14 protein-coding genes are annotated in these 20,031 nt (G+C 57.0%); all 14 read left to right on the forward strand.

Annotated elements, in window-relative coordinates:
- Positions 1–26: 26 nt before the first annotated feature.
- The 14 genes from ACGHUK_RS05320 to rpsG all read left to right on the forward strand — a co-directional run bounded on the left by ACGHUK_RS05320 (position 27) and on the right by rpsG (position 20,011).
- On the forward strand, positions 27–899 hold the full coding sequence (locus tag ACGHUK_RS05320) for a 3-hydroxyacyl-CoA dehydrogenase family protein (RefSeq protein WP_097774829.1): 873 nt from the start codon (positions 27–29) through the stop codon (positions 897–899).
- Positions 900–1,003: 104 nt separating this feature from the next.
- On the forward strand, positions 1,004–2,179 hold the full coding sequence (locus tag ACGHUK_RS05325) for an acyl-CoA dehydrogenase family protein (RefSeq protein WP_005940174.1): 1,176 nt from the start codon (positions 1,004–1,006) through the stop codon (positions 2,177–2,179).
- A 17-nt stretch (positions 2,180–2,196) separates the two neighbouring features.
- Entirely contained in the window at positions 2,197–2,991 is a 795-nt protein-coding gene (acrB, locus tag ACGHUK_RS05330) for an acryloyl-CoA reductase electron transfer subunit gamma (protein ID WP_005940175.1), read from the forward strand.
- A gap of 21 nt (positions 2,992–3,012) precedes the next feature.
- Complete coding sequence (gene acrA / locus ACGHUK_RS05335; RefSeq protein ID WP_097774831.1) at positions 3,013–4,107, forward strand: acryloyl-CoA reductase electron transfer subunit beta; 1,095 nt, start codon at positions 3,013–3,015, stop codon at positions 4,105–4,107.
- Between the two features lie 614 nt (positions 4,108–4,721).
- Positions 4,722–5,660, forward strand: coding sequence for a CAP domain-containing protein (locus ACGHUK_RS05340; protein WP_390575386.1), 939 nt, complete (start codon positions 4,722–4,724; stop codon positions 5,658–5,660).
- A 195-nt stretch (positions 5,661–5,855) separates the two neighbouring features.
- Positions 5,856–6,476, forward strand: a complete 621-nt coding sequence (locus ACGHUK_RS05345) for a YigZ family protein (protein ID WP_097774833.1) — start codon at positions 5,856–5,858, stop codon at positions 6,474–6,476.
- A gap of 167 nt (positions 6,477–6,643) precedes the next feature.
- Positions 6,644–7,642, forward strand: coding sequence for a deoxyguanosinetriphosphate triphosphohydrolase (locus ACGHUK_RS05350; protein WP_097778128.1), 999 nt, complete (start codon positions 6,644–6,646; stop codon positions 7,640–7,642).
- 25 nt (positions 7,643–7,667) lie between these two features.
- Positions 7,668–9,443 (forward strand): DNA primase, encoded by a 1,776-nt coding sequence (gene dnaG, locus ACGHUK_RS05355; protein WP_005940187.1) that lies wholly within the window; start codon positions 7,668–7,670, stop codon positions 9,441–9,443.
- Between the two features lie 50 nt (positions 9,444–9,493).
- Positions 9,494–10,573: an RNA polymerase sigma factor RpoD gene (rpoD, locus tag ACGHUK_RS05360; RefSeq protein WP_049935214.1), complete on the forward strand. Its 1,080-nt coding sequence runs from the start codon at positions 9,494–9,496 to the stop codon at positions 10,571–10,573.
- Positions 10,574–10,848: 275 nt separating this feature from the next.
- On the forward strand, positions 10,849–11,067 hold the full coding sequence (locus ACGHUK_RS05365; protein ID WP_390575389.1) for a hypothetical protein: 219 nt from the start codon (positions 10,849–10,851) through the stop codon (positions 11,065–11,067).
- Positions 11,068–11,118: 51 nt separating this feature from the next.
- A complete protein-coding gene (locus tag ACGHUK_RS05370) occupies positions 11,119–14,961 on the forward strand; it encodes a DNA-directed RNA polymerase subunit beta (protein ID WP_097774836.1) in 3,843 nt (1,280 codons plus the stop codon).
- A 128-nt stretch (positions 14,962–15,089) separates the two neighbouring features.
- Positions 15,090–18,662: a DNA-directed RNA polymerase subunit beta' gene (gene rpoC / locus ACGHUK_RS05375; protein ID WP_154255390.1), complete on the forward strand. Its 3,573-nt coding sequence runs from the start codon at positions 15,090–15,092 to the stop codon at positions 18,660–18,662.
- Between the two features lie 288 nt (positions 18,663–18,950).
- A complete protein-coding gene (gene rpsL, locus ACGHUK_RS05380; RefSeq protein ID WP_005940205.1) occupies positions 18,951–19,379 on the forward strand; it encodes a 30S ribosomal protein S12 in 429 nt (142 codons plus the stop codon).
- Between the two features lie 161 nt (positions 19,380–19,540).
- Positions 19,541–20,011, forward strand: coding sequence for a 30S ribosomal protein S7 (rpsG, locus tag ACGHUK_RS05385; protein WP_005930552.1), 471 nt, complete (start codon positions 19,541–19,543; stop codon positions 20,009–20,011).
- Positions 20,012–20,031 lie beyond the last annotated feature (20 nt).

A 20,031-nucleotide genomic window follows, 5' to 3' on the forward strand; every position in this document is an offset into this window, starting at 1 on the left:
TTTTGATATTAAAGGAGAGGTTTCCTATGAAGATCGGTGTTATCGGCGCTGGCACCATGGGCCAGGGCATCGCAAAGGCATTTGCACAGGTTGAGGGCAACACCGTTGCTCTGTGCGACATCAAGCAGGAGTGGGCCGAGAATGGTCTGGCAAAGATCAAGAAGGGCTACGAGAAGCTGGTTGCCAAGGGAAAGATGACGCAGGAAAAGGCAGACGCTATCGTTGCTGCCATCACCCCGGGCCTGAAGGAAGACCTGTGCGCTGACTGCGATCTGGTCGTTGAGGCTGCTTTTGAGGATATGAAGGTCAAGCAGACCACCTTCGGCGAACTGGATAAAATCTGCAAGCCCGAGTGCATCTTCGCTTCCAACACTTCTTCTCTGTCCATTACCGAGATCGGCAAGGGCGTTGGCCGTCCGCTGGTCGGCATGCACTTCTTCAACCCCGCAGACCGCATGAAGCTGATCGAGGTCATCGCAGGCTGCAACACTCCCGCTGAGACCGTTGAGAAGATCAAGGAGATCTCTGTTGCCATCGGCAAGCAGCCGGTTCAGGTCAATGAGGCTGCAGGCTTCGTCGTCAACCGCATCCTGATCCCCATGATTAACGAAGCTGCTTTCATCAAGATGGAAGGCGTTTCCGATATCGCCGGCATCGACACCGCTATGAAGCTGGGTGCCAACCATCCCATGGGTCCCCTGGAGCTGGGCGACTTCATCGGCCTGGATATCTGCCTGGCTATCATGGACGTGCTGTACAAGGAGACCGGCGACAGCAAGTACCGTGCATGCCCGCTGATCCGTAAGATGGTCCGCGGCGGCAACCTGGGCTGCAAGAGCGGCAAGGGCTTCTACGTTTACAACGCAGACCGCACCAAGACCCCTGTTGACCAGCTGTAAATTCTGATAAACATTTCTCCCGACCGCGGAAACGCGGCCGGGAGGAATTTGTTTGCACCGGGCAATTCCGGTAAATGAAAAAGACCCGTTAGGAGGATATAGCGATGGATTTTACTCTGTCCAAGCAGCAGCAGATGGTACAGAAAATGTACCGCGAGTTTGCTGAGAACGAAGTCAAGCCCCTGGCAAAGAAGGTTGATGCGGAAGAGTACTTCCCCAAAGAGACCGTCGAAAAGATGGGCAAGCTCGGCATGATGGGCATTTATTTCCCGACTGAGGTCGGCGGTGCAGGCGGCGATGTGCTGTCCTACGTCATGGCAGTGGAAGAGCTGAGCAAGGTCTGCGGCACCACCGGTGTCATCGTCTCTGCTCACACCAGCCTGTGTGCTGCTCCTATTTATGAAAATGGTACTCCCGAGCAGAAGGCAAAGTATCTGCCCAAGCTGTGCAGCGGTGAGTGGCTGGGTGCTTTCGGCCTGACTGAGCCGGGTGCCGGCACCGATGCACAGGGTCAGCAGACCTTTGCAAAGCAGGACCCCGAGACCGGTGATTGGATCCTGAACGGTTCCAAGATCTTCATCACCAACGCCGGCTACGCAAACGTCTTTATCGTTATTGCTGTCACCGATATCGTGCCCGACAAGAAGGGCCGTCCCACCAAGCAGTGCTCCGCCTTTATCGTGGAGCGCACCGACCCGGGCTTCTCCGTCGGTAAGGCTGAGGACAAGATGGGCATCCGCGGTTCTTCCACCTGCGAGCTGATCTTTGAGGACTGCCGCATCCCTGCTGACCGTATGCTGGGTGTGCGTGGCCGCGGCTTCCAGCTGGCTATGGCTACTCTGGACGGCGGCCGTATCGGTATCGCATCTCAGGCTCTGGGCATTGCCGAGGGCGCTCTGGAAGAGACCGTTGCTTACGTCAAGGAGCGCAAGCAGTTCGGCCGCAGCATTTCCGCATTCCAGAACACCCAGTTCGAGCTGGCTGAGATGAAGGCACGCGTTGAGGCTGCAAAGTATCTGGTCTACGCTGCTGCTCTGAAGAAGCAGGAAGCAATGGATGGCAAGAAGGTCCGTTACAGCGTTGAGGCTGCTCAGGCAAAGCTGATCGCAGCCCGCACCGCAAGCGATGTGACCCGCCGCTGCCTGCAGCTGTTCGGCGGTTACGGCTACACCCGTGACTATCCCATCGAGCGCATGATGCGTGATGCCAAGATCACCGAGATCTACGAGGGCACCAGCGAAGTGCAGATGATGGTCATTTCCGGCGCGCTGCTGAAGTAAGGGAGGCAAGAGTTACAATGAAAGCAATTGTTTGTGTAAAGCAGGTTCCTGATACCTCCGGCAAGGTGTCCGTCAAGCCCGATGGCACTCTGGACCGTGCTTCGATGGCTACCATCACCAACCCTGATGACCTGAACGCTCTGGAGGCTGCTCTGAAGCTCAAGGACGCTACCGGCTGCGAAGTCGTTGTTGTTACCATGGGTCCCCCGCCGGCAGAAGGCATGCTGCGTGAGCTGCTGGCCCGCGGTGCAGATAAGGCTGTTCTGGTTTCTGGCCGTGAGTTCGGCGGTTCCGATACCTTCGCAACCAGCCAGATCCTGGCTGCTGCCGTCAACAAGATCGGTGTTGGCCCCGAGGACGTTGTGTTCTGCGGCCGTCAGGCAATTGATGGTGATACTGCTCAGGTCGGTCCTCAGATTGCTGAGAAGCTGCACCTGCCTCAGGTCACCTATGTGGCTGACATCCAGAAGGATGGCAACACCCTGACCGTGAAGCGTATGCTGGAGGACGGCTACATGATGGTCAAGGTGCAGACTCCCTGCCTGCTGACCTGCATCAAGGAGCTGAACCAGCCCCGTTACATGAGCGTGAACGGCATCTTCACCTGCTACGACAAGCCGATGGAAGTGTTCGATTACAACGCACTGAAGGACGATCCGCTGATCGAGGTCGATACCATTGGTCTGAAGGGTTCTCCGACGAACGTCTTTAAGTCCTTCACTCCTCCGCAGAAGGGCGCAGGCACCATGCTGAAGGGCGACGATACTGCCGCACAGCTGGCTGGTATCCTGGCCAAGAAGCACCTGATCTGATGAAAGGAGCATAGGATTACAATGGCTGATTTTAACGAATACAAGGGCGTATGGGTCTTCTGCGAGCAGCGCCAGGGCGCATTGATGCCCACTGATTTCGAGCTGGTGAGCGAGGCCCGCAAGCTGGCTGATGAGCTGGGCTGCGAGGTCACCGGTCTGCTGCTGGGCGACAACGTGGAAGGCATTGCCAAGGAGCTGGGCGGCTATGGTGCCGATAAGGTCATGGTCTGCGACAGCCCCCTGCTGAAGGATTACACCACCGATGCATACGCTAAGGTCGTGTGCGACATGGTCAACGAGTATAAGCCCGAAGTCCTGCTGATCGGTGCAACCAACATCGGCCGCGATCTCGGCCCCCGCTGCGCAGCTCGTCTGCACACCGGCCTGACCGCTGATGCTACCCATCTGGACATCGACACTGCAAAGTACATCGATTTCCTGAAGGAGAGCTCCACCATCGACCTGTCCAAGCAGAAGTTCGATATGGAAGACCGCAACCTGAAGATGACCCGTCCCGCATTCGGCGGCCATCTGATGGCTACCATCATCTGCCCCCGCTTCCGTCCGCAGATGTCCACCGTGCGTCCCGGCGTTATGAAGAAGGCTCCCTTCGATCAGGCCAAGGCTGATGCCTGCCAGATCGTGAAGCCCGCATTCGCTCTGGCTGCTGAGGACATCAAGACCGAGGTCCTGAGCGTTGAGAAGGCCGCTGAGAAGCTGGTCGATCTGATCGGCGCAGACGTGATCGTCTCTGTCGGCCGCGGCATCAGCAAGGATGTCCAGAAGGGCATTGAGCTGGCTGAGCAGCTGGCAGCTGCTCTGGGCGGCGGCGTTGTGGGTGCTTCCCGTGCCGTCACCGATGCAGGCTGGATGACCGCTGACCATCAGGTTGGTCAGACCGGCAAGACCGTGCACCCCAAGATCTATGTTGCTCTGGGCATTTCCGGCGCTATCCAGCACACTGCTGGTATGCAGGACTCCGAGTGCATCATCGCTGTCAACAAGAACGAGGGTGCTCCCATCTTCGGCGTGGCTGACTACGGCATCGTGGGCGATCTGTTCAAGGTCGTGCCCGAGCTGATCAAGCAGATCGAGGCAGCAAAGGCTGCTCAGTGATCGACTGACGCGAGATCTTTTTATAGCATAGCCTGAATTGTGGGAGGGCGGCTCTTCGGAGCCGCTCTTCTTTTTATGTAAGGAATACGGCACAGCACAGATGGCCCTGAAAAGGCTGCCTGTGCTGTTTTTTGTTGCAGAAAGTACAGCCAAAGGCCGGCTGCAGCCCAGAAAAGGGCTGCGGGATGGGAGGGGAGTGGAACGGAAAAGCGCACACAAAAGTCTGTTGCACTTTGAAATATGCATATAAGTAAATAAACATACAGAAAAATGCATGAAAAACACTGCAAAAAGGTGTGGAAAAATAAAATGCAACACGTTAAGTGTGACAAAACAATCCTGGAAACGGTGAAGTGCAACACAGACGTAACAAATTTACGGTATCTTGGATGAACCTGTTGCGCTTGTGAAACGTTTTCGGAACGGGAAATTTTGATTTTTTGCATTTTCTCTCAAAAAATCGACAGAAACCCCTTGACGATGAGATGCTATTGTGATACTTTTGTTGCACAAAAGCAACACATTTGAAACGGAAGAGTTGCAAATGTGTTGCAGTACGCATTCACATGAATGCAAAAAAGTTTTTATATACAAAAGCTTGCGGAGGATGTCTTATGAAACTCGAGATGCGCACCCTGAAAAATATCGCAGCAGCTGCTATGACTCTGGCTGTGGTTTTTGGTGCTGCATCTCTCAGGCCCGTTACTGCAAACGCAGCTGAGGCTTCGGGTTCTGCCTCCATCGAAGAAGAAAATTCCTACATCAGCTTTCAGGACGAAGCTTATCAGAACGAGTTCCTGCGCCGCGTAAACAACGAGCGCGCAAAGGCTGGCCTGAAGCCCGTTCAGCTGGGCGACAGCAACCACAACAGTGCCGCTCAGGAGCGCGCTAAGGAACTGGCCTCTTCTTATTCCTACGTTCGTCCCAATGGCCAGCGCGATTTCACCATCTTCGCCGAGAATGGCATCGAAGATGTGTCGATTGGCGAGGACTACATGGCGGGCGTTTCCACCCCCGATGCAGCGGTAGATCAGTGGATGAACATTGATTTTACCCGTGAGCGCATCCTGAACGCAGACGCGACCACCATGAGCGTGGGCCACTACGAAGGCGGTGTTTACAACAACTACTGGGTGCTGATCTTCTCTTGCCCCGAAAACTCTTACACCAGCAACTACCGTCAGGAAGTTCTGAATCTGGTCAATGCCGAGCGTGCAAAGTACGGCCTGCAGCCCCTGGTCATGGGCGATGCAAAGCTCACCGCAGCTGCTCAGCAGCGCGCCGAAGAGATCGCAACCGTCAATTCTCACGTTCGTCCCAATGGTACCAAGTGGTACACTGTTCTCAGCGAGTACGGCGTGACGGATGCCGCTGCTGGCGAGAATGCCGCATGGGGCAGCGTTTCTCCTGAAGAAGTCGTGAATGCCTGGATGAACTCCGAAGGCCATCGCGCAAACATTCTGAATCCCGAAGCTCGTGCAATGGGTGTTGGCTACTACTACAACAGCTCCAGCACTTGGGGCCATCAGTGGATCCAGCTCTTTACGAAGTGATCATCTGCTTTCTTCTAACAAAAGATCGGCTGAGCTGCAAGGCTTGGCCGATTTTTTGTTGCGCTTTTTTCTGGCAGAGGACATGCGGGCAGCGGTACCGGGAGCTGGCCTTGACACAAAAACGTATGCGGCAGTGGTTGCACAACGGACGATTTATGTTATACTTGTTTTGAATAACATGCAGGAGGAACCACAGTGGAGGATTACCGCACCATCCATGGCACGGCCACAGGAGAATATGAAGAAAAGAAGAGCCGCTTCATTGCGGCGCTGTCATTTGCGGACAGCGAGGAAGCTGCCGTTGCATTTCTGGAACAGGTGCGTGCGGCCAACCGCACCGCCCGTCACAATGTGTATGCCTACCGCCTGCGGGAAGGCAACCGGGAACGCTATTCAGATGATGGTGAACCGGCCAAGACGGCGGGCACACCAGCGCTGGAGGTGCTGCAGCACAGCGGCCTGACGGATCTGATCGTGGTGGTGACCCGTTACTTTGGCGGCGTGCTGCTGGGCACCGGCGGCTTGGTGCGCGCATACACCACGGCTACGGCCCGTGCACTGGAAAATGCCGAGGTGGTCACGGTGCGCAGCGTGGTGGAGCTGCGCGTGACGGTGGATTACTCCCTTTATGAGCGTGCATCGCTGCTGATCGATGCGGCGGGAGCAAAACAGGCCGCGCCGCAGTTCACGGATCGCGTGACCCTGTGCTGGCAGATGCCGGAACACACCGAAGGCCCGCTGCTGGAACAGCTGCGGGAGCTGACGCGCGGCAGCGCGCAGGTGACGGTATCCGACCCGTTCTACGCACCGTTCTGAACCCGGCAGCAGCAAAAATAAAAAAGCAAGCATTATTTTGCGAACCGACAGGCTTTTTCCCCCTTCGACAAAGCGGGTGTGCTACAATTGCCGCAGACGCAGCAATTGGGATCGGCTGTGCCGAAACAGAGAGGGGGAATGGCGACAAAAAGGGAGGGCGACTTTGTATGGATGTACGTCAGCGCACAGAAGAGATCGAACATATGACCTTCGCGCCGTGGGCTACCTTCAGCGACCAGAGCCGCGGCCGCATGCTGCCGGAAGAGCAGGACCCGATCCGGCCGGTGTTCCAGCGTGACCGTGACCGGGTGCTGCACTGCAAGGCGTTCCGACGGCTCAAACAAAAGACGCAGGTGTTCCTCTCGCCGGAGGGAGACCTGTACCGCACCCGACTGACCCATACGCTGGAGGTCTCGCAGATCGCGCGGACCATTGCCCGCGCCCTGCGGCTGAACGAAGATCTGACCGAAGCGATCAGCCTTGCCCATGATCTGGGCCACACGCCGTTTGGCCATGCCGGGGAGCGCGCGCTGAATGAGCTGTGCCCGGACGGCTTCAAGCACTACATGCAGAGCCTGCGTGTGGTGGACAAGCTGGAAAAGGACGGCCGGGGCCTGAACCTGACGTGGGAGGTGCGCAACGGCATCGTGACCCACACAAAGGGCACCTGGGCGGCAACGCCGGAAGGGCGCATCGTGCGCATGGCGGATCAGATCGCCTATGTGAACCACGACATTGAGGACGCGGTGCGCGCCGGTGTGCTGGACCCAGCCACCCTGCCGAAAGAATGCACCGCCGTGCTGGGCCAGACAAAATCTGCCCGCATCACCACCATGATCAACAGTATCCTTGCCAACAGCGATGGGGATGTGAAGGTGGGCGCAGAGGAAAACGAAGCCTTCCTTGCGCTGCGGGATTTCATGTATGCCACCGTGTACGTGGACAAGACCGCCAAGCGGGAAGAGCAGAAGGTGGACAAGGTGATCGGGGAACTGTACGATTACTACCTGAACCATGTGGACCGGATGTCCAATTTTTACATCCAGCTGGCTTATCAGGAGGGCAGAGAACGCGCAGTGACTGATTACATCAGTGGCATGAGCGATGAATTTGCCATCCGCACTTTTGAGGAATTGTTTGTGCCCCGGAAGTGGCATGTCCTATAAATCCGAAAGGTCGTTTGAAAGATCCATGATCCCACACGAATACATTGAAGAACTGACCCGCCGCACCGACATTGTGGAGCTGGTGGGCAGCTATGTGCAGCTCAAGCGCAAGGGACGTTTGTATGGCGGCCTGTGCCCCTTCCACAGCGAAAAAACGCCCTCATTCTACGTCTACCCGGACACCCAGAGCTTTTACTGCTTTGGCTGCGGCGCAGGCGGCGATGCCATTACCTTTACGAAAAAGATCAACAGCATCGATTACCCGGAGGCCGTTAAGTTGCTGGCAGCGCGGGCCGGTATGCCGGAGCCGCAGGAGGACGACAAAACAGGCCGGATGCGCAGCCGCATCCTCTCCATGAACAAGGAGGCGGCACGGTTTTTCCACGCCTGCCTGAACTCCACCGTGGAGGAAGCCCGGCAGGCCCGTGCCTACTGGCGGCGGCGCGGTCTGGACGACAAGACTATCGTCCGGTTCGGGCTGGGTTATGCGCCCAACGACGGACAGGCGCTGTATCAGTTCCTGCGCGATAAGGGCTACAATCAGCAGGAGCTGGATGCCAGCGGCCTGTTCAAGCGCAGTGCGTCCGGCCGCATCTACTGCCTGTTCTGGAAGCGGGTGATGACCCCCATCTTTGACCTGCGCGGCAACATCATTGCGTTTGGTGGGCGCGTGCTGGACGATTCCAAACCGAAATATGTCAACAGCCCGGAAACGCTGGTGTACCACAAATCCGAGACGGTGTTTGCGCTGCAGATCGCAAAGCGCAGCGCGGTGCGCCGGTTCGTGCTGTGCGAGGGCTACATGGACGTGATCAGTATGCATCAGGCAGGCATCGACACAGCAGTGTGCGCCTGCGGCACGGCCCTGACCCCGGAGCAGGTGCGGCTCATCAGCGAGTATGCTGACGAGGTGATCCTGAGCTACGATTCGGACGAAGCAGGCCAGAAGGCCACGCTGCGCTCGCTGGAACTGTTCCGCAACAGCCCGGTAAAGGTGGGTGTGCTGCAGATCCCCGGTGCAAAGGACCCGGACGAGTACATCAAAAAGTATGGCGCAGAGCGGTTCAAGGCTCTGCTGGACGGTGTGGGCAATGCACTGGACTTCCGGCTGGGCCGTCTGCGCAGCCAGTACGATCTGGCACAGGATGCCCAGCGGCTGGAATACGTGAAGGAAGCTGTGAATATGCTGGCAGAGCGCTCCAACCCTACCGAGCAGGAAGTGTATGCGGGGCGTCTGGCTGAGGAGACCAACATCTCCAAAACAGCTATCATGACCCAGCTGGAGACTGCAGTGAAGAGGGCGGGCAGCAAGCACCGCTGGGAGAAAAAGCAGCAGGCGCTCAAGTCCGGTGAGATGAATCAGATCAACGTGCCGTACAGTGCGGGCGGCAGTCAGGCGTTGGGCATTGCCAGCGCACAGCAGCGGCTGTTGGCGGCCATGCTGCGGGAGCCGCACTATATCGATCTGGTGCAGGGGCAGCTGACCGCAGAACAGTTCGTGCTGCCGCAGCAGAAGGAGCTGTTTGAAGCCATGCTGCGCTGCCGACAGGAGGGCATTGAGATCAGCCTGACTACGCTGCGCGCTTTTGTAAGCGAAGAAGCGCTGAATGAACTGAGCCATCTTGCGGCACAATACAGCGATGTGAATTGTACGCCGGATGATATCCGGCTGTATCTGGACCGCATTGCCCGGGGGATGCCCATGGCAGGCAAGGCGGCGCATATGTCCAATGAGGAACTGAGTGATTACCTCCAGTCGATGCGCGAAAAGAAGCAGGGAAATGTGCCTGTAGAAGAATGATCCCCCGCTTTCCCCTCCGGCTGGAGCAGGAGAGGAAAGGAGCAGGAACCATGCAGAAATTGTCGCAAACGGAGGAATTGGCCAGAACATTGGCTGCGCGGGCACGCCACCATGCTCTGACACCGGAGCAGATCAGCCGTGCCATGGACGAACAGGATTACGATGTGGCGCAGCTGGACGAGCTGTATACGGCACTGGAGGACCGCGGCGTGCACCTGACCGAAGAGGAAGCGGACCTGCCTGCGTTGGATGAAACGCAGATCGGCAGGCTGGAACATGAGCTTTCGGCAGAGGGGGTGGCGCTGGACGACCCGGTAAAGGCCTATTTGAAGGAGATCGGCCGGGTGCCGCTGCTGACAGCAGAACAGGAAACGGAGCTTGCCCGTGCCGCGCAGGCCGGGGACGAGGATGCCCGGCGGAAGCTCAGCGAAGCGAACCTGCGGCTGGTGGTGTCGGTGGCAAAGCGCTATGCAGGGCGGGGCCTGCCGTTTCTGGATCTTATTCAGGAAGGCAATCTCGGTCTGATGAAGGCGGCGGAAAAGTTTGAGCCGGAGCGCGGCTTCAAATTTTCCACCTATGCCACGTGGTGGATCCGTCAGTCCATCACCCGCGCCATTGCGGATCAGGGAAGGACCATCCGCATCCCGGTGCACCTTGTGGAGAGCATCAACCGGGTCAAAAAGATGACGGGTGACCTGCTGCGGAAAAATGGCCGGGAGCCTACCGCGGAAGAGATCGCTGTTCAGCTGGACATGGAGCCGGACCGTGTGCGGGAATTGCTGCAGCTGGCGCAGGACCCCATCAGCTTGGAAACGCCGGTGGGCGAGGAAGAGGATGCCCACCTTGAAGATTTTATTCAGGACGAGGATGCAGGCGTCCCGGTGGATGAAGCCGGGCGGCAGCTGCTGCGGCGGGAACTGTTCAGCGTGCTCAAAAGCCTGACACCGAGGGAAGAGCGGGTGATCGCACTGCGCTTCGGGCTGGAGGATGGCCGGGCGCATACGCTGGAAGAGCTGGGTAAGGAGTTCAATGTGACCCGGGAGCGGGTGCGGCAGATCGAAGCCAAGGCCCTGCGCAAGCTGCGGCATCCCAGCCGTGCAAAACGCCTGCGGGATTATCTGGATGAGTGAACGATTATAATTGCCGCCGCTTGCGCTCTGGCAATATTAGAGAAAACATTATTTTTATATTTGCAGCTCAGAAAAGCCTGCGAGCTTTTCTGAGCTGCTTTTTCACAAAAAAGGGCCGCAAGGGAAAGCGGGCATATCCGACTGTAAAAGTAATACGCCAAAACACAAGGGCAAAGATAGACAAATTGCACAAGGGGATTATGAACAGGAACGTGCAAAATAAAAAAATCAAGCCCTAAAACGGCAAAACACAACACGCTGCCGGGCGTGCGAAAATGAAAGAAAAAATAAATTTGTTTTGGCAAAAATCTGAAAAATGGCTTGACAGCAAGGCTTTTAGGGTGTATACTGCATTAGTATCACATAATGGACTAGTGCGCCAAAAAGGGGAATACGCAGGCGGCGGCTGGACGGGTCAAACCGAAAAGTTTGTGAAAAACGCCGAAACGTTCCCTTTGACGCGGGTCGAATTATGTGTGTCTGCTCAAATTTGACCCGTGTATACGACATCCCGTAGAGTATAAAAGTAAGGAGTGGTTGATTTTATGATGAAAGTCAAGCCCGTAAAGCTCGGCAAAACCGAGCGCATGAGCTTCTCCCACATCGACGAAGTCATCAGTATGCCGAACCTGATCGAGGTCCAGAAGAACTCTTATCAGTGGTTCCTGGACGAGGGCCTGAAAGAGGTCTTCCACGATATCGGCACCATTGAGGACTACACCGGCAATCTGGCACTGAGCTTTGTGGACTTCCGCCTGGATAAGGAGCCGAAGTACAGCATCAAGGAGTGCAAGGAGCGCGACGTGACCTATGCAGCACCCCTGCGCGTCACCGCCCGTCTGCTGAACAAGGAGACCGGCGAAGTGAAGGATCAGGAGATCTTCATGGGCGATTTCCCGCTGATGACCGATGCCGGCACCTTTGTGATCAACGGTGCAGAGCGTGCTATCGTCAGCCAGCTGGTGCGTTCTCCCGGCGTGTTCTACGGCGATGCCAAGGATAAGGTGGGCAACGACCTGTACAGCGCCACCATGAACCCCAACCGCGGTGCATGGCTGGAGTACGAGACCGATGCTTCCGATGTGTTCTATGTCCGTATTGATAAGAACCGCAAGCTGCCTGTCACCGTGCTGTGCCGTGCACTGGGCCTGTCCACCAACGAGGACATCCTGAACTTCTTTGGCGACGATGAGCGCATCCTCGCTACTCTGGAAAAGGATACCACCAAGAATCAGGAAGAGGGCCTGCTGGAAGTCTACCGCAAGCTGCGCCCCGGCGAGCCTCCCACGGTGGAGTCTGCTACCAGCCAGATCAACATGCTGTTCTTCGACCCGCGCCGTTATGACCTGTCTCGTTTCGGCCGTTATAAGATGAACAAGAAGCTGTCTCTGGCACGCCGCATCACCGGCCAAGTGGCTGCTGAGAATGTGGTCGCTCCGCTGACCGGCGAGATCCTGATCGAGGCTGGTGCCAAGATCACCCGCGAGCTGGCTGAGAAGGCTGACAATGCCGGTGTGAATCTGGTCGTGCTGAAGCTCGACGATCCCATGAAGGAAGAGAGCCGGAAGATCAAGGTCATCACCAACGGCTGTGTGGATGCACAGGGCTTCTTCTCCTTCGACGTGAAGGAGTGCGGCATCAACGAGCGCTGCTCCTTCGATGAGATCAAGAAAATCCTCGACACCACCTCTGATGTGGAAGAGCAGAAGGAGATGCTGCGCCGCAACCACGACCAGCTGATCGGCCGCACCGTTACGGTCGCCGATATTCTGGCTTCCATCAACTACCTGAACGGTCTGGGCCACAATATTGGTACCACCGATGATATCGACCATCTGGGCAACCGCCGCATCCGCAGCGTGGGCGAGCTGCTGCAGAACCAGTTCCGCATCGGCTTCTCCCGCATGGAGCGCGTCATCCGTGAGCGCATGACCCTGCAGAGCCAGGATCAGAGCGTCATCACTCCGCAGGCCCTCATCAACATCCGTCCGGTGGTGGCAGCCATCAAGGAGTTCTTCGGTTCTTCTCCGCTGTCCCAGTTCATGGATCAGAACAACCCGCTGGCTGAGCTGACCCATAAGCGCCGCCTGTCTGCTCTGGGCCCCGGCGGTCTGAGCCGTGACCGCGCAGGTTTCGAGGTCCGCGACGTTCACTACAGCCACTACGGCCGTATGTGCCCCATCGAGACTCCTGAAGGCCCCAACATCGGTCTGATCTCCTATCTGGCATCCTACGCTAAGATCAACGAGTACGGCTTTGTGGAAGCTCCGTACCGCAAGGTCAAGAAGATCTATGACGAGAACGGCAACCTGAAGGAGCAGGTCGTTACCGACGAAGTGGAGTATATGACCGCTGATGTCGAGGACGAGTACGTGGTGGCACAGGCCAACGAGCCGCTGGATGAGGGCAAGCACTTCATCCGTCCCCGTGTGTCTGCCCGCCGCCGCGACGAGATCCTTGAAATTGATGCAGAGAAAGTCGATTACATGGACGTTTCTCCGCGAATGATGGTCTCTGTTGCTACCGCCTGCATCCCCTTCCTGGAGAACGATGACTGTAACCGTGCTCTGATGGGTTCCAACATGCAGCGTCAGGCAGTGCCTCTGATGGTCACCCAGCAGCCCATCGTTGCTACCGGTATGGAGTACAAGGCTGCTACCGACTCCGGCACCGCTGTTCTGGCAAAGAATGACGGTATCGTTGAGAAGATGGATGCCGACCATGTTGTTGTGCGCAACAACAAGGGCGAGCTGGAGGATTATCCTCTGGTCAAGTTCGCACGCTCCAACGCAGGCACCTGCATCAACCAGCGTCCCATCGTGGAGGTCGGCGAGAGCGTCAAGGCCGGTCAGGTGCTGGCCGACGGCCCTGCAATGCGCAACGGCGAAATTTCTCTGGGTAAGAACGCTCTGATCGGCTTCATGACCTGGGAAGGCTACAACTACGAGGATGCCGTTCTGCTGAACGAGAAGATCGTGCGCGAGGACGTGTACACCTCCATTCATATTGAAGAGTACGAGACCGAGAGCCGCGATACCAAGCTGGGACCCGAAGAGATCACCCGTGATATCCCCAACGTTTCTGAGGATGCACTGAAGGATCTGGACGAGCGCGGCATCATCCGCATCGGTGCCGAGGTCAAGAGCGGCGACATTCTGGTTGGTAAGGTCACCCCGAAGGGCGAGACCGAGCTGACCGCTGAAGAGCGCCTGCTGCGCGCCATCTTCGGCGAGAAGGCACGCGAAGTGCGTGATACTTCTCTGCGCGTGCCCCATGGTGCATACGGCATCATTGTGGATGTCAAGGTGTTCACCCCGGAGAACAGCGACGAACTGCAGCCCGGCGTGCGCGAGGTCGTCCGCTGCTATATTGCCCAGAAGCGTAAGATCAGCGTTGGCGATAAGATGGCAGGCCGTCACGGCAACAAGGGTGTCGTTTCCCGCATTCTGCCGCAGGAGGACATGCCCTACCTGCCCGACGGCACCCCGCTGGACATCGTGCTGAACCCTCTGGGCGTGCCTTCCCGTATGAACATTGGTCAGGTGCTGGAAGTCAACCTGGGCTACGCTGCCAAGGCATGCGGCATCAAGGTCATGACTCCCGTCTTCGACTCTGCTCGTGAGAACGACATCGGCGATACCTTTGATACCGCCCGCGAGATGTGGCATGGTGAGAATGCTCCTGCATATCCCACGAAGCTCCCCAAGATCATGGGTGAGAAGGGACACATCATCGACTTCTCCAAGATCGAGCTGGACCGCGATGGCAAGACCACCGTTTACGATGGCCGCACCGGCGAAAAGTTCGATAACCGCGTTACCGTCGGTTATATGTACTACCTGAAGCTGCATCACCTGGTCGATGATAAGATCCATGCACGTTCTACCGGCCCCTACTCTCTGGTCACTCAGCAGCCTCTGGGCGGCAAGGCCCAGTTCGGCGGCCAGCGCTTTGGCGAAATGGAAGTCTGGGCACTGGAAGCTTACGGTGCTGCTTACACTCTGCAGGAGATCCTGACCGTCAAGTCCGACGACGTGGAGGGCCGTGTGAAGACCTACGAGGCCATCGTTAAGGGTGAGCCGATCCCGCAGCCCGGCATTCCCGAGTCCTTCCGCGTTATGCTGAAGGAACTGCAGTCTCTGGGTCTGGACGTTGTTGTTCAGGACAAGGACGGCAACGAGATCGACATGCGTCAGAACTTCGACGACGAAGAGACCGGCTTTGATATGCGCGATGTTGCCGGCACTGAGAACGTCGTGCAGGAGAGCGAACTGCTCAACGATTATAATATTAAGGATGCCGATGCCGGTTTCGATGATCCTTCTGTGCTGGAGGACAATAACTCCGGTGCCGAAGCTCCCGCTTCTTCTGACGAAGTAGATTTCTGATCAGACAAAGAACACAAGCCTCAAGCCCCCTGTTCCGCGTGCTGCGGCAGGGGAGAGGGGCCTGTGGTCTGAACAAGAAAGCCGCCTGTATCATCGAGACAACTAGAGATTAAGAAAGGGTTCGTTTCATGGAAAACAACGTTTTCGATTCCATCAAGATCGGCCTTGCCTCCCCGGAGCAGATCCGCAACTGGAGCTACGGCGAGGTCAAAAAGCCTGAGACCATCAACTACCGTACCCTGAAGCCGGAGCGCGACGGCTTGTACTGTGAGCGCATTTTTGGACCTACCAAGGACTGGGAGTGCCACTGCGGTAAGTATAAGCGCATCCGCTACAAGGGCAAGATCTGCGACCGCTGCGGCGTTGAAGTGACCAAGGCCAAGGTCCGCCGTGAGCGCATGGGCCACATTGAGCTGGCCGCTCCCGTCAGCCACATCTGGTACTTCAAGGGCATCCCCAGCCGCATCGGCCTGATGCTGGACATCAGCCCCCGCCTGCTGGAGAAGGTGCTGTACTTTGCAAGCTATATCGTCACTGATCCGGGCGCTACCCGTCTGGAAAAGAAGCAGCTGCTCACCGAGAGCGAGTATCGTGAGATGCGCGACCACTACGGTGATGAGTTCGAGGCTGCTATGGGCGCTGAGGCCATTCAGGATCTGCTGAAGGAGATCGATCTGGATCAGCTGAGTGAAGAGCTGACTGCCGAGGTGGAAAAGTCCTCCGGCCAGAAGCGCGTGCGCATCCTCAAGCGTCTGGAAGTAGTTGAGGCATTCCGCATTTCCGGCAACCGTCCTGAATGGATGGTCATGGATGTGCTGCCTGTTCTGCCGCCTGACCTGCGCCCCATGGTCCAGTTGGACGGCGGCCGTTTTGCCACCTCCGACCTGAACGACCTGTACCGCCGCGTGATCAACCGCAACAACCGTCTGCGCCGTCTGCTGGAGCTGGGCGCTCCCGACATCATCGTGCGCAACGAGAAGCGTATGCTGCAGGAAGCAGTGGACAGCCTGATCGACAACGGCCGCCGCGGCCGTCCGGTCACCGGCCCCAACAACCGCGCACTGAAGAGCCTTTCCGATATGCTGAAGGGCAAGCAGGGCCGCTTCCGTCAGAACCTGCTGGGCAAGCGTGTTGACTACTCCGGTCGTTCTGTTATCGTCGTCGGCCCTGAGCTGAAGATGGATCAGTGCGGTCTGCCCAAGGAAATGGCTCTGGAGCTGTTCAAGCCCTTTGTCATGAAGGATCTGGTGGAGAAGGGTATTGCCAACAACATCAAGTCCGCCCGCAAGATGGTGGAGCGCGCTAAGCCCGAAGTGTGGGACAGCCTGGAGACCGTGATCAAGGGCCACCCCGTTCTGCTGAACCGTGCACCTACCCTGCACCGTCTGGGCATTCAGGCTTTCAACCCGGTGCTGGTGGAGGGCCGTGCCATCAAGCTGCACCCGCTGGCATGTACCGCATTCAACGCCGACTTCGACGGTGACCAGATGGCAGTCCATCTGCCTCTGGGCGAGGATGCCTGCCGTGAGGCCAAGATGCTGATGCTGGCTTCCGGCAACCTGCTGAAGCCCTCTGACGGCGCACCTGTTACCGTGCCTACGCAGGATATGATCCTGGGCAGCTACTACCTGACCACCGTTCGTGAAAATGACGAGGGCGCAGGCAAGGTGTTCCGCGATGAGAACGAAGCCCTGATGGCTTATGCAGAGCACATCGTTACCCTGCACGCACCCATCAAGGTGCGCCGCACCATGACCATTGACGGCGTGGAGCGCACCGGTCTGGTGGAAACCACCGTCGGCCGCATCATCTTCAATAACCCTGTTCCTCAGAATCTGGGTTATATCGACCGTACTGATCCCGAGCACTGGCTGGAGTACGAGGTCAGCTTCCGCGTGACCAAGAAGACTCTGCCCGACATCATTTCCCGCTGCATGACCCGCAACGGCACCCGCAAGTGTGCAAAGATGCTGGATGCCATCAAGGCGCAGGGCTACAAGTACTCCACTCTGTCTGCAATCTCCGTCGCTGTGTGCGACGCTGTGATCCCGCCGCAGAAGCAGGAACTGATCGCTGAGGCTGACCAGCAGATCGCAAAGGTCGGCAAGCTGTTCAACCGCGGCCTGATCTCCGACAACGAGCGTTACAACCAGACCATCGCCATCTGGCAGGCTACCACCGATAAGGTCTCCAAGGCTCTGGCAGACAACCTGCCCAAGGATAATGAGATCTATATGATGGCAGACTCCGGTGCTCGTGGTTCTATGAACCAGATCAAGCAGCTGGCCGGTATGCGCGGCCTGCTGGCAAACACCGCTGGCCACACCATCGAGATGCCCATTCGTGCCAACTACCGTGAAGGTCTGAATATTCTGGAATATTTCGTTTCTGCCCGTGGTGCCCGTAAGGGTCTGGCCGATACCGCTCTGCGTACCGCTGACTCCGGTTACCTGACCCGCCGCATGGTCGATGTCTCTCAGGATGTCATTGTGCGCGAGATCGACTGCGGCACCACCGACGGCCTGTGGGTGTCTGAGATCCACGAGGGCAAGGAGAAGATCGAGAGCTTCCGCGAGCGCTTGATCGGCCGCTTCGCTGTGGGCGATGTGGTCAACCCCGTCACCGGCAAGGTGATCGTGCCGGAAGGCAAGATGATCGACCTGTACGATGCAAACGAGATCGAGGCTGCTGGCATTACCAAGCTGAAGATCCGCAGCCTGCTGACCTGCCGTGCAAAGACCGGTGTCTGCGCACGCTGCTACGGTTCCGATATGGCAAACGGCGAGCCGGTCCGTCTGGGCGAGTCTGTCGGCGTTATCGCCGCAGAGTCCATCGGCGAGCCTGGTACTCAGCTGACCATGCGTACTTTCCATACCGGCGGTATCGCATCTGCTGAAGATATCACGCAGGGTCTTCCCCGTGTTGAAGAGCTGTTCGAGAGCCGCCGTCCCAAGAGCATGGCCATCATGAGCGAGATCTCTGGTGTCGTTTCTCAGGACGATACCAAGAAGAATGTCGTTATCAAGGTGACCGGCAAGGACGAGAACGGTGCCGAGGTCGTAAAGAGCTACTCCATCCCGTTCACCCAGCATTCCCGCGTGATGCCGGGTGACCGTGTGGAGAAGGGCGACATCATCACCCGTGAAGGTGTTCTGTATCCGCAGGATATTCTGGCAATCAAGGGTCTGGAGGATGTCCAGAACTACCTGATCAACGAAGTTCAGAAGGTCTACCGTCTGCAGGGCGTTGAGATCAACGATAAGCATATCGAAGTCATCGTCCGTCAGATGTGCCGCAAGGTGCGCGTGACTGATTCCGGTTCTTCCAACCTGATCGGCGGTGCGCTGGCAAGCCGTCTGGAAGTGGAGAGCATCAACGCCGATCTGCAGCAGCGCATCGACGCTGGTGAAGAGGGCCTGAAGCTGGTCGAGTACCAGCAGGTGCTGCTGGGCATCACCAAGGCTGCTCTGGCAAACGACTCCTTCCTGTCCGCTGCATCCTTCCAGGAGACCACCCGCGTGCTGACCGAGGCTGCCATCAAGGGCAAGGTCGACCCGCTGGCCGGCCTGAAGGAGAACGTCATCATTGGTAAGCTGATCCCCGCAGGTACCGGTCTGCCGGAAGTCCGTGAGGATCTGAAGAACCGTGAGGCTGAGCGCGATGCTGAGGTCGCTGCTGAACTGGCAGCTGCTGTACAGTAAGCAAAGCTCCTTCTTCTGAAATAAAACAATGGACCGCTCTGTGGGCATCCGCCTGCAGGGCGGTTTTTATATGCCCGGAAAAGCGGAAACAGGGGAGAAAACCGTGCGTTTTGCGTCGAAAAAATACTGAAAGAAAAAATCTGGAATAAATGCAAAAAACTTTGCAAAAACTGTTGACATCCGCCTGTAAAGCGAGTATTATATAACTGTTGCGCATCCCTCATGGGGATAGTGCGGCAAAAAAGTCGGAAAAAGTCCGATGTGCATTATTAAGAAAGGAGAAACAAAATGCCTACTTTTAACCAGCTTGTACGCAAGGGCCGTCAGGTTCTGGCTACCAAGAGCACCGCTCCCGCACTGCTGAAGAGCTACAATTCTCAGAAGAAACAGTATTCTGATCTGAACAGCCCCCAGAAGCGTGGTGTCTGCACTGCTGTTCGTACCATGACCCCCAAGAAGCCCAACTCTGCTCTGCGTAAGGTTGCTCGTGTCCGCCTCACGAATGGTATCGAGGTCACCTCTTACATTCCCGGTATCGGCCATAACCTGCAGGAGCACTCCGTCGTGCTGATCCGTGGCGGTCGTGTTAAGGACCTGCCCGGTGTGCGTTACCACATCATCCGTGGTACCCTGGATACTCAGGGTGTGGCAGGCCGTAATCAGGCCCGCTCCAAGTACGGCGCAAAGCGTCCTAAGGCCGGTGCTGCAAAGAAGTAATTGAGGACAACCGCCATAAACGGCTTTCCATTATATAAATAACAAGTCCGCTTGCAAAGCGGAGGGCAACAGTTTATGTAAAGGTCAGCTCTTTGTGACACAACGGGAGTTTTATTACTTTCGAGTACCGATGATATCATTCTGTGAAGGAGGGAAGAAAGATGCCTAGAAGAGGTAACATTGCTAAGCGCGATGTCTTAGCTGATCCTATTTACAATTCCAAGATGGTCACTCGTCTGGTCAACAGCGTTATGCTGGATGGCAAGAAGGGCGTCGCTCAGAAGATCGTTTACGAAGCTTTCTCCATGATTCAGGAGAAGACCGGCAACGATCCTCTGGAGACTTTCGAGAAGGCGATGGAGAACATCATGCCCAGCCTCGAGTGCAAGACCCGCCGCGTTGGCGGTGCTAACTACCAGGTTCCTCTGGAAGTCAGCCCGGCTCGCCGCGAGACTCTGGGTCTGCGCTGGCTGACTGCCTACAGCCGCAGCCGTGGTGAGAAGACTATGGCTCAGCGTCTGGCTGCTGAAATCATGGATGCTGCCAACAACACTGGTAACGCCGTGAAGAAGCGTGAGGATACTCACAAGATGGCAGAGGCTAACAAGGCTTTCGCTCATTTCCGTTATTGATCTGTTCTGTAGGAGGTTAA

Source organism: Faecalibacterium sp. i25-0019-C1, assembly GCF_042854225.1.
Taxonomy (GTDB): Bacteria; Bacillota; Clostridia; order Oscillospirales; family Ruminococcaceae; genus Faecalibacterium; species Faecalibacterium taiwanense.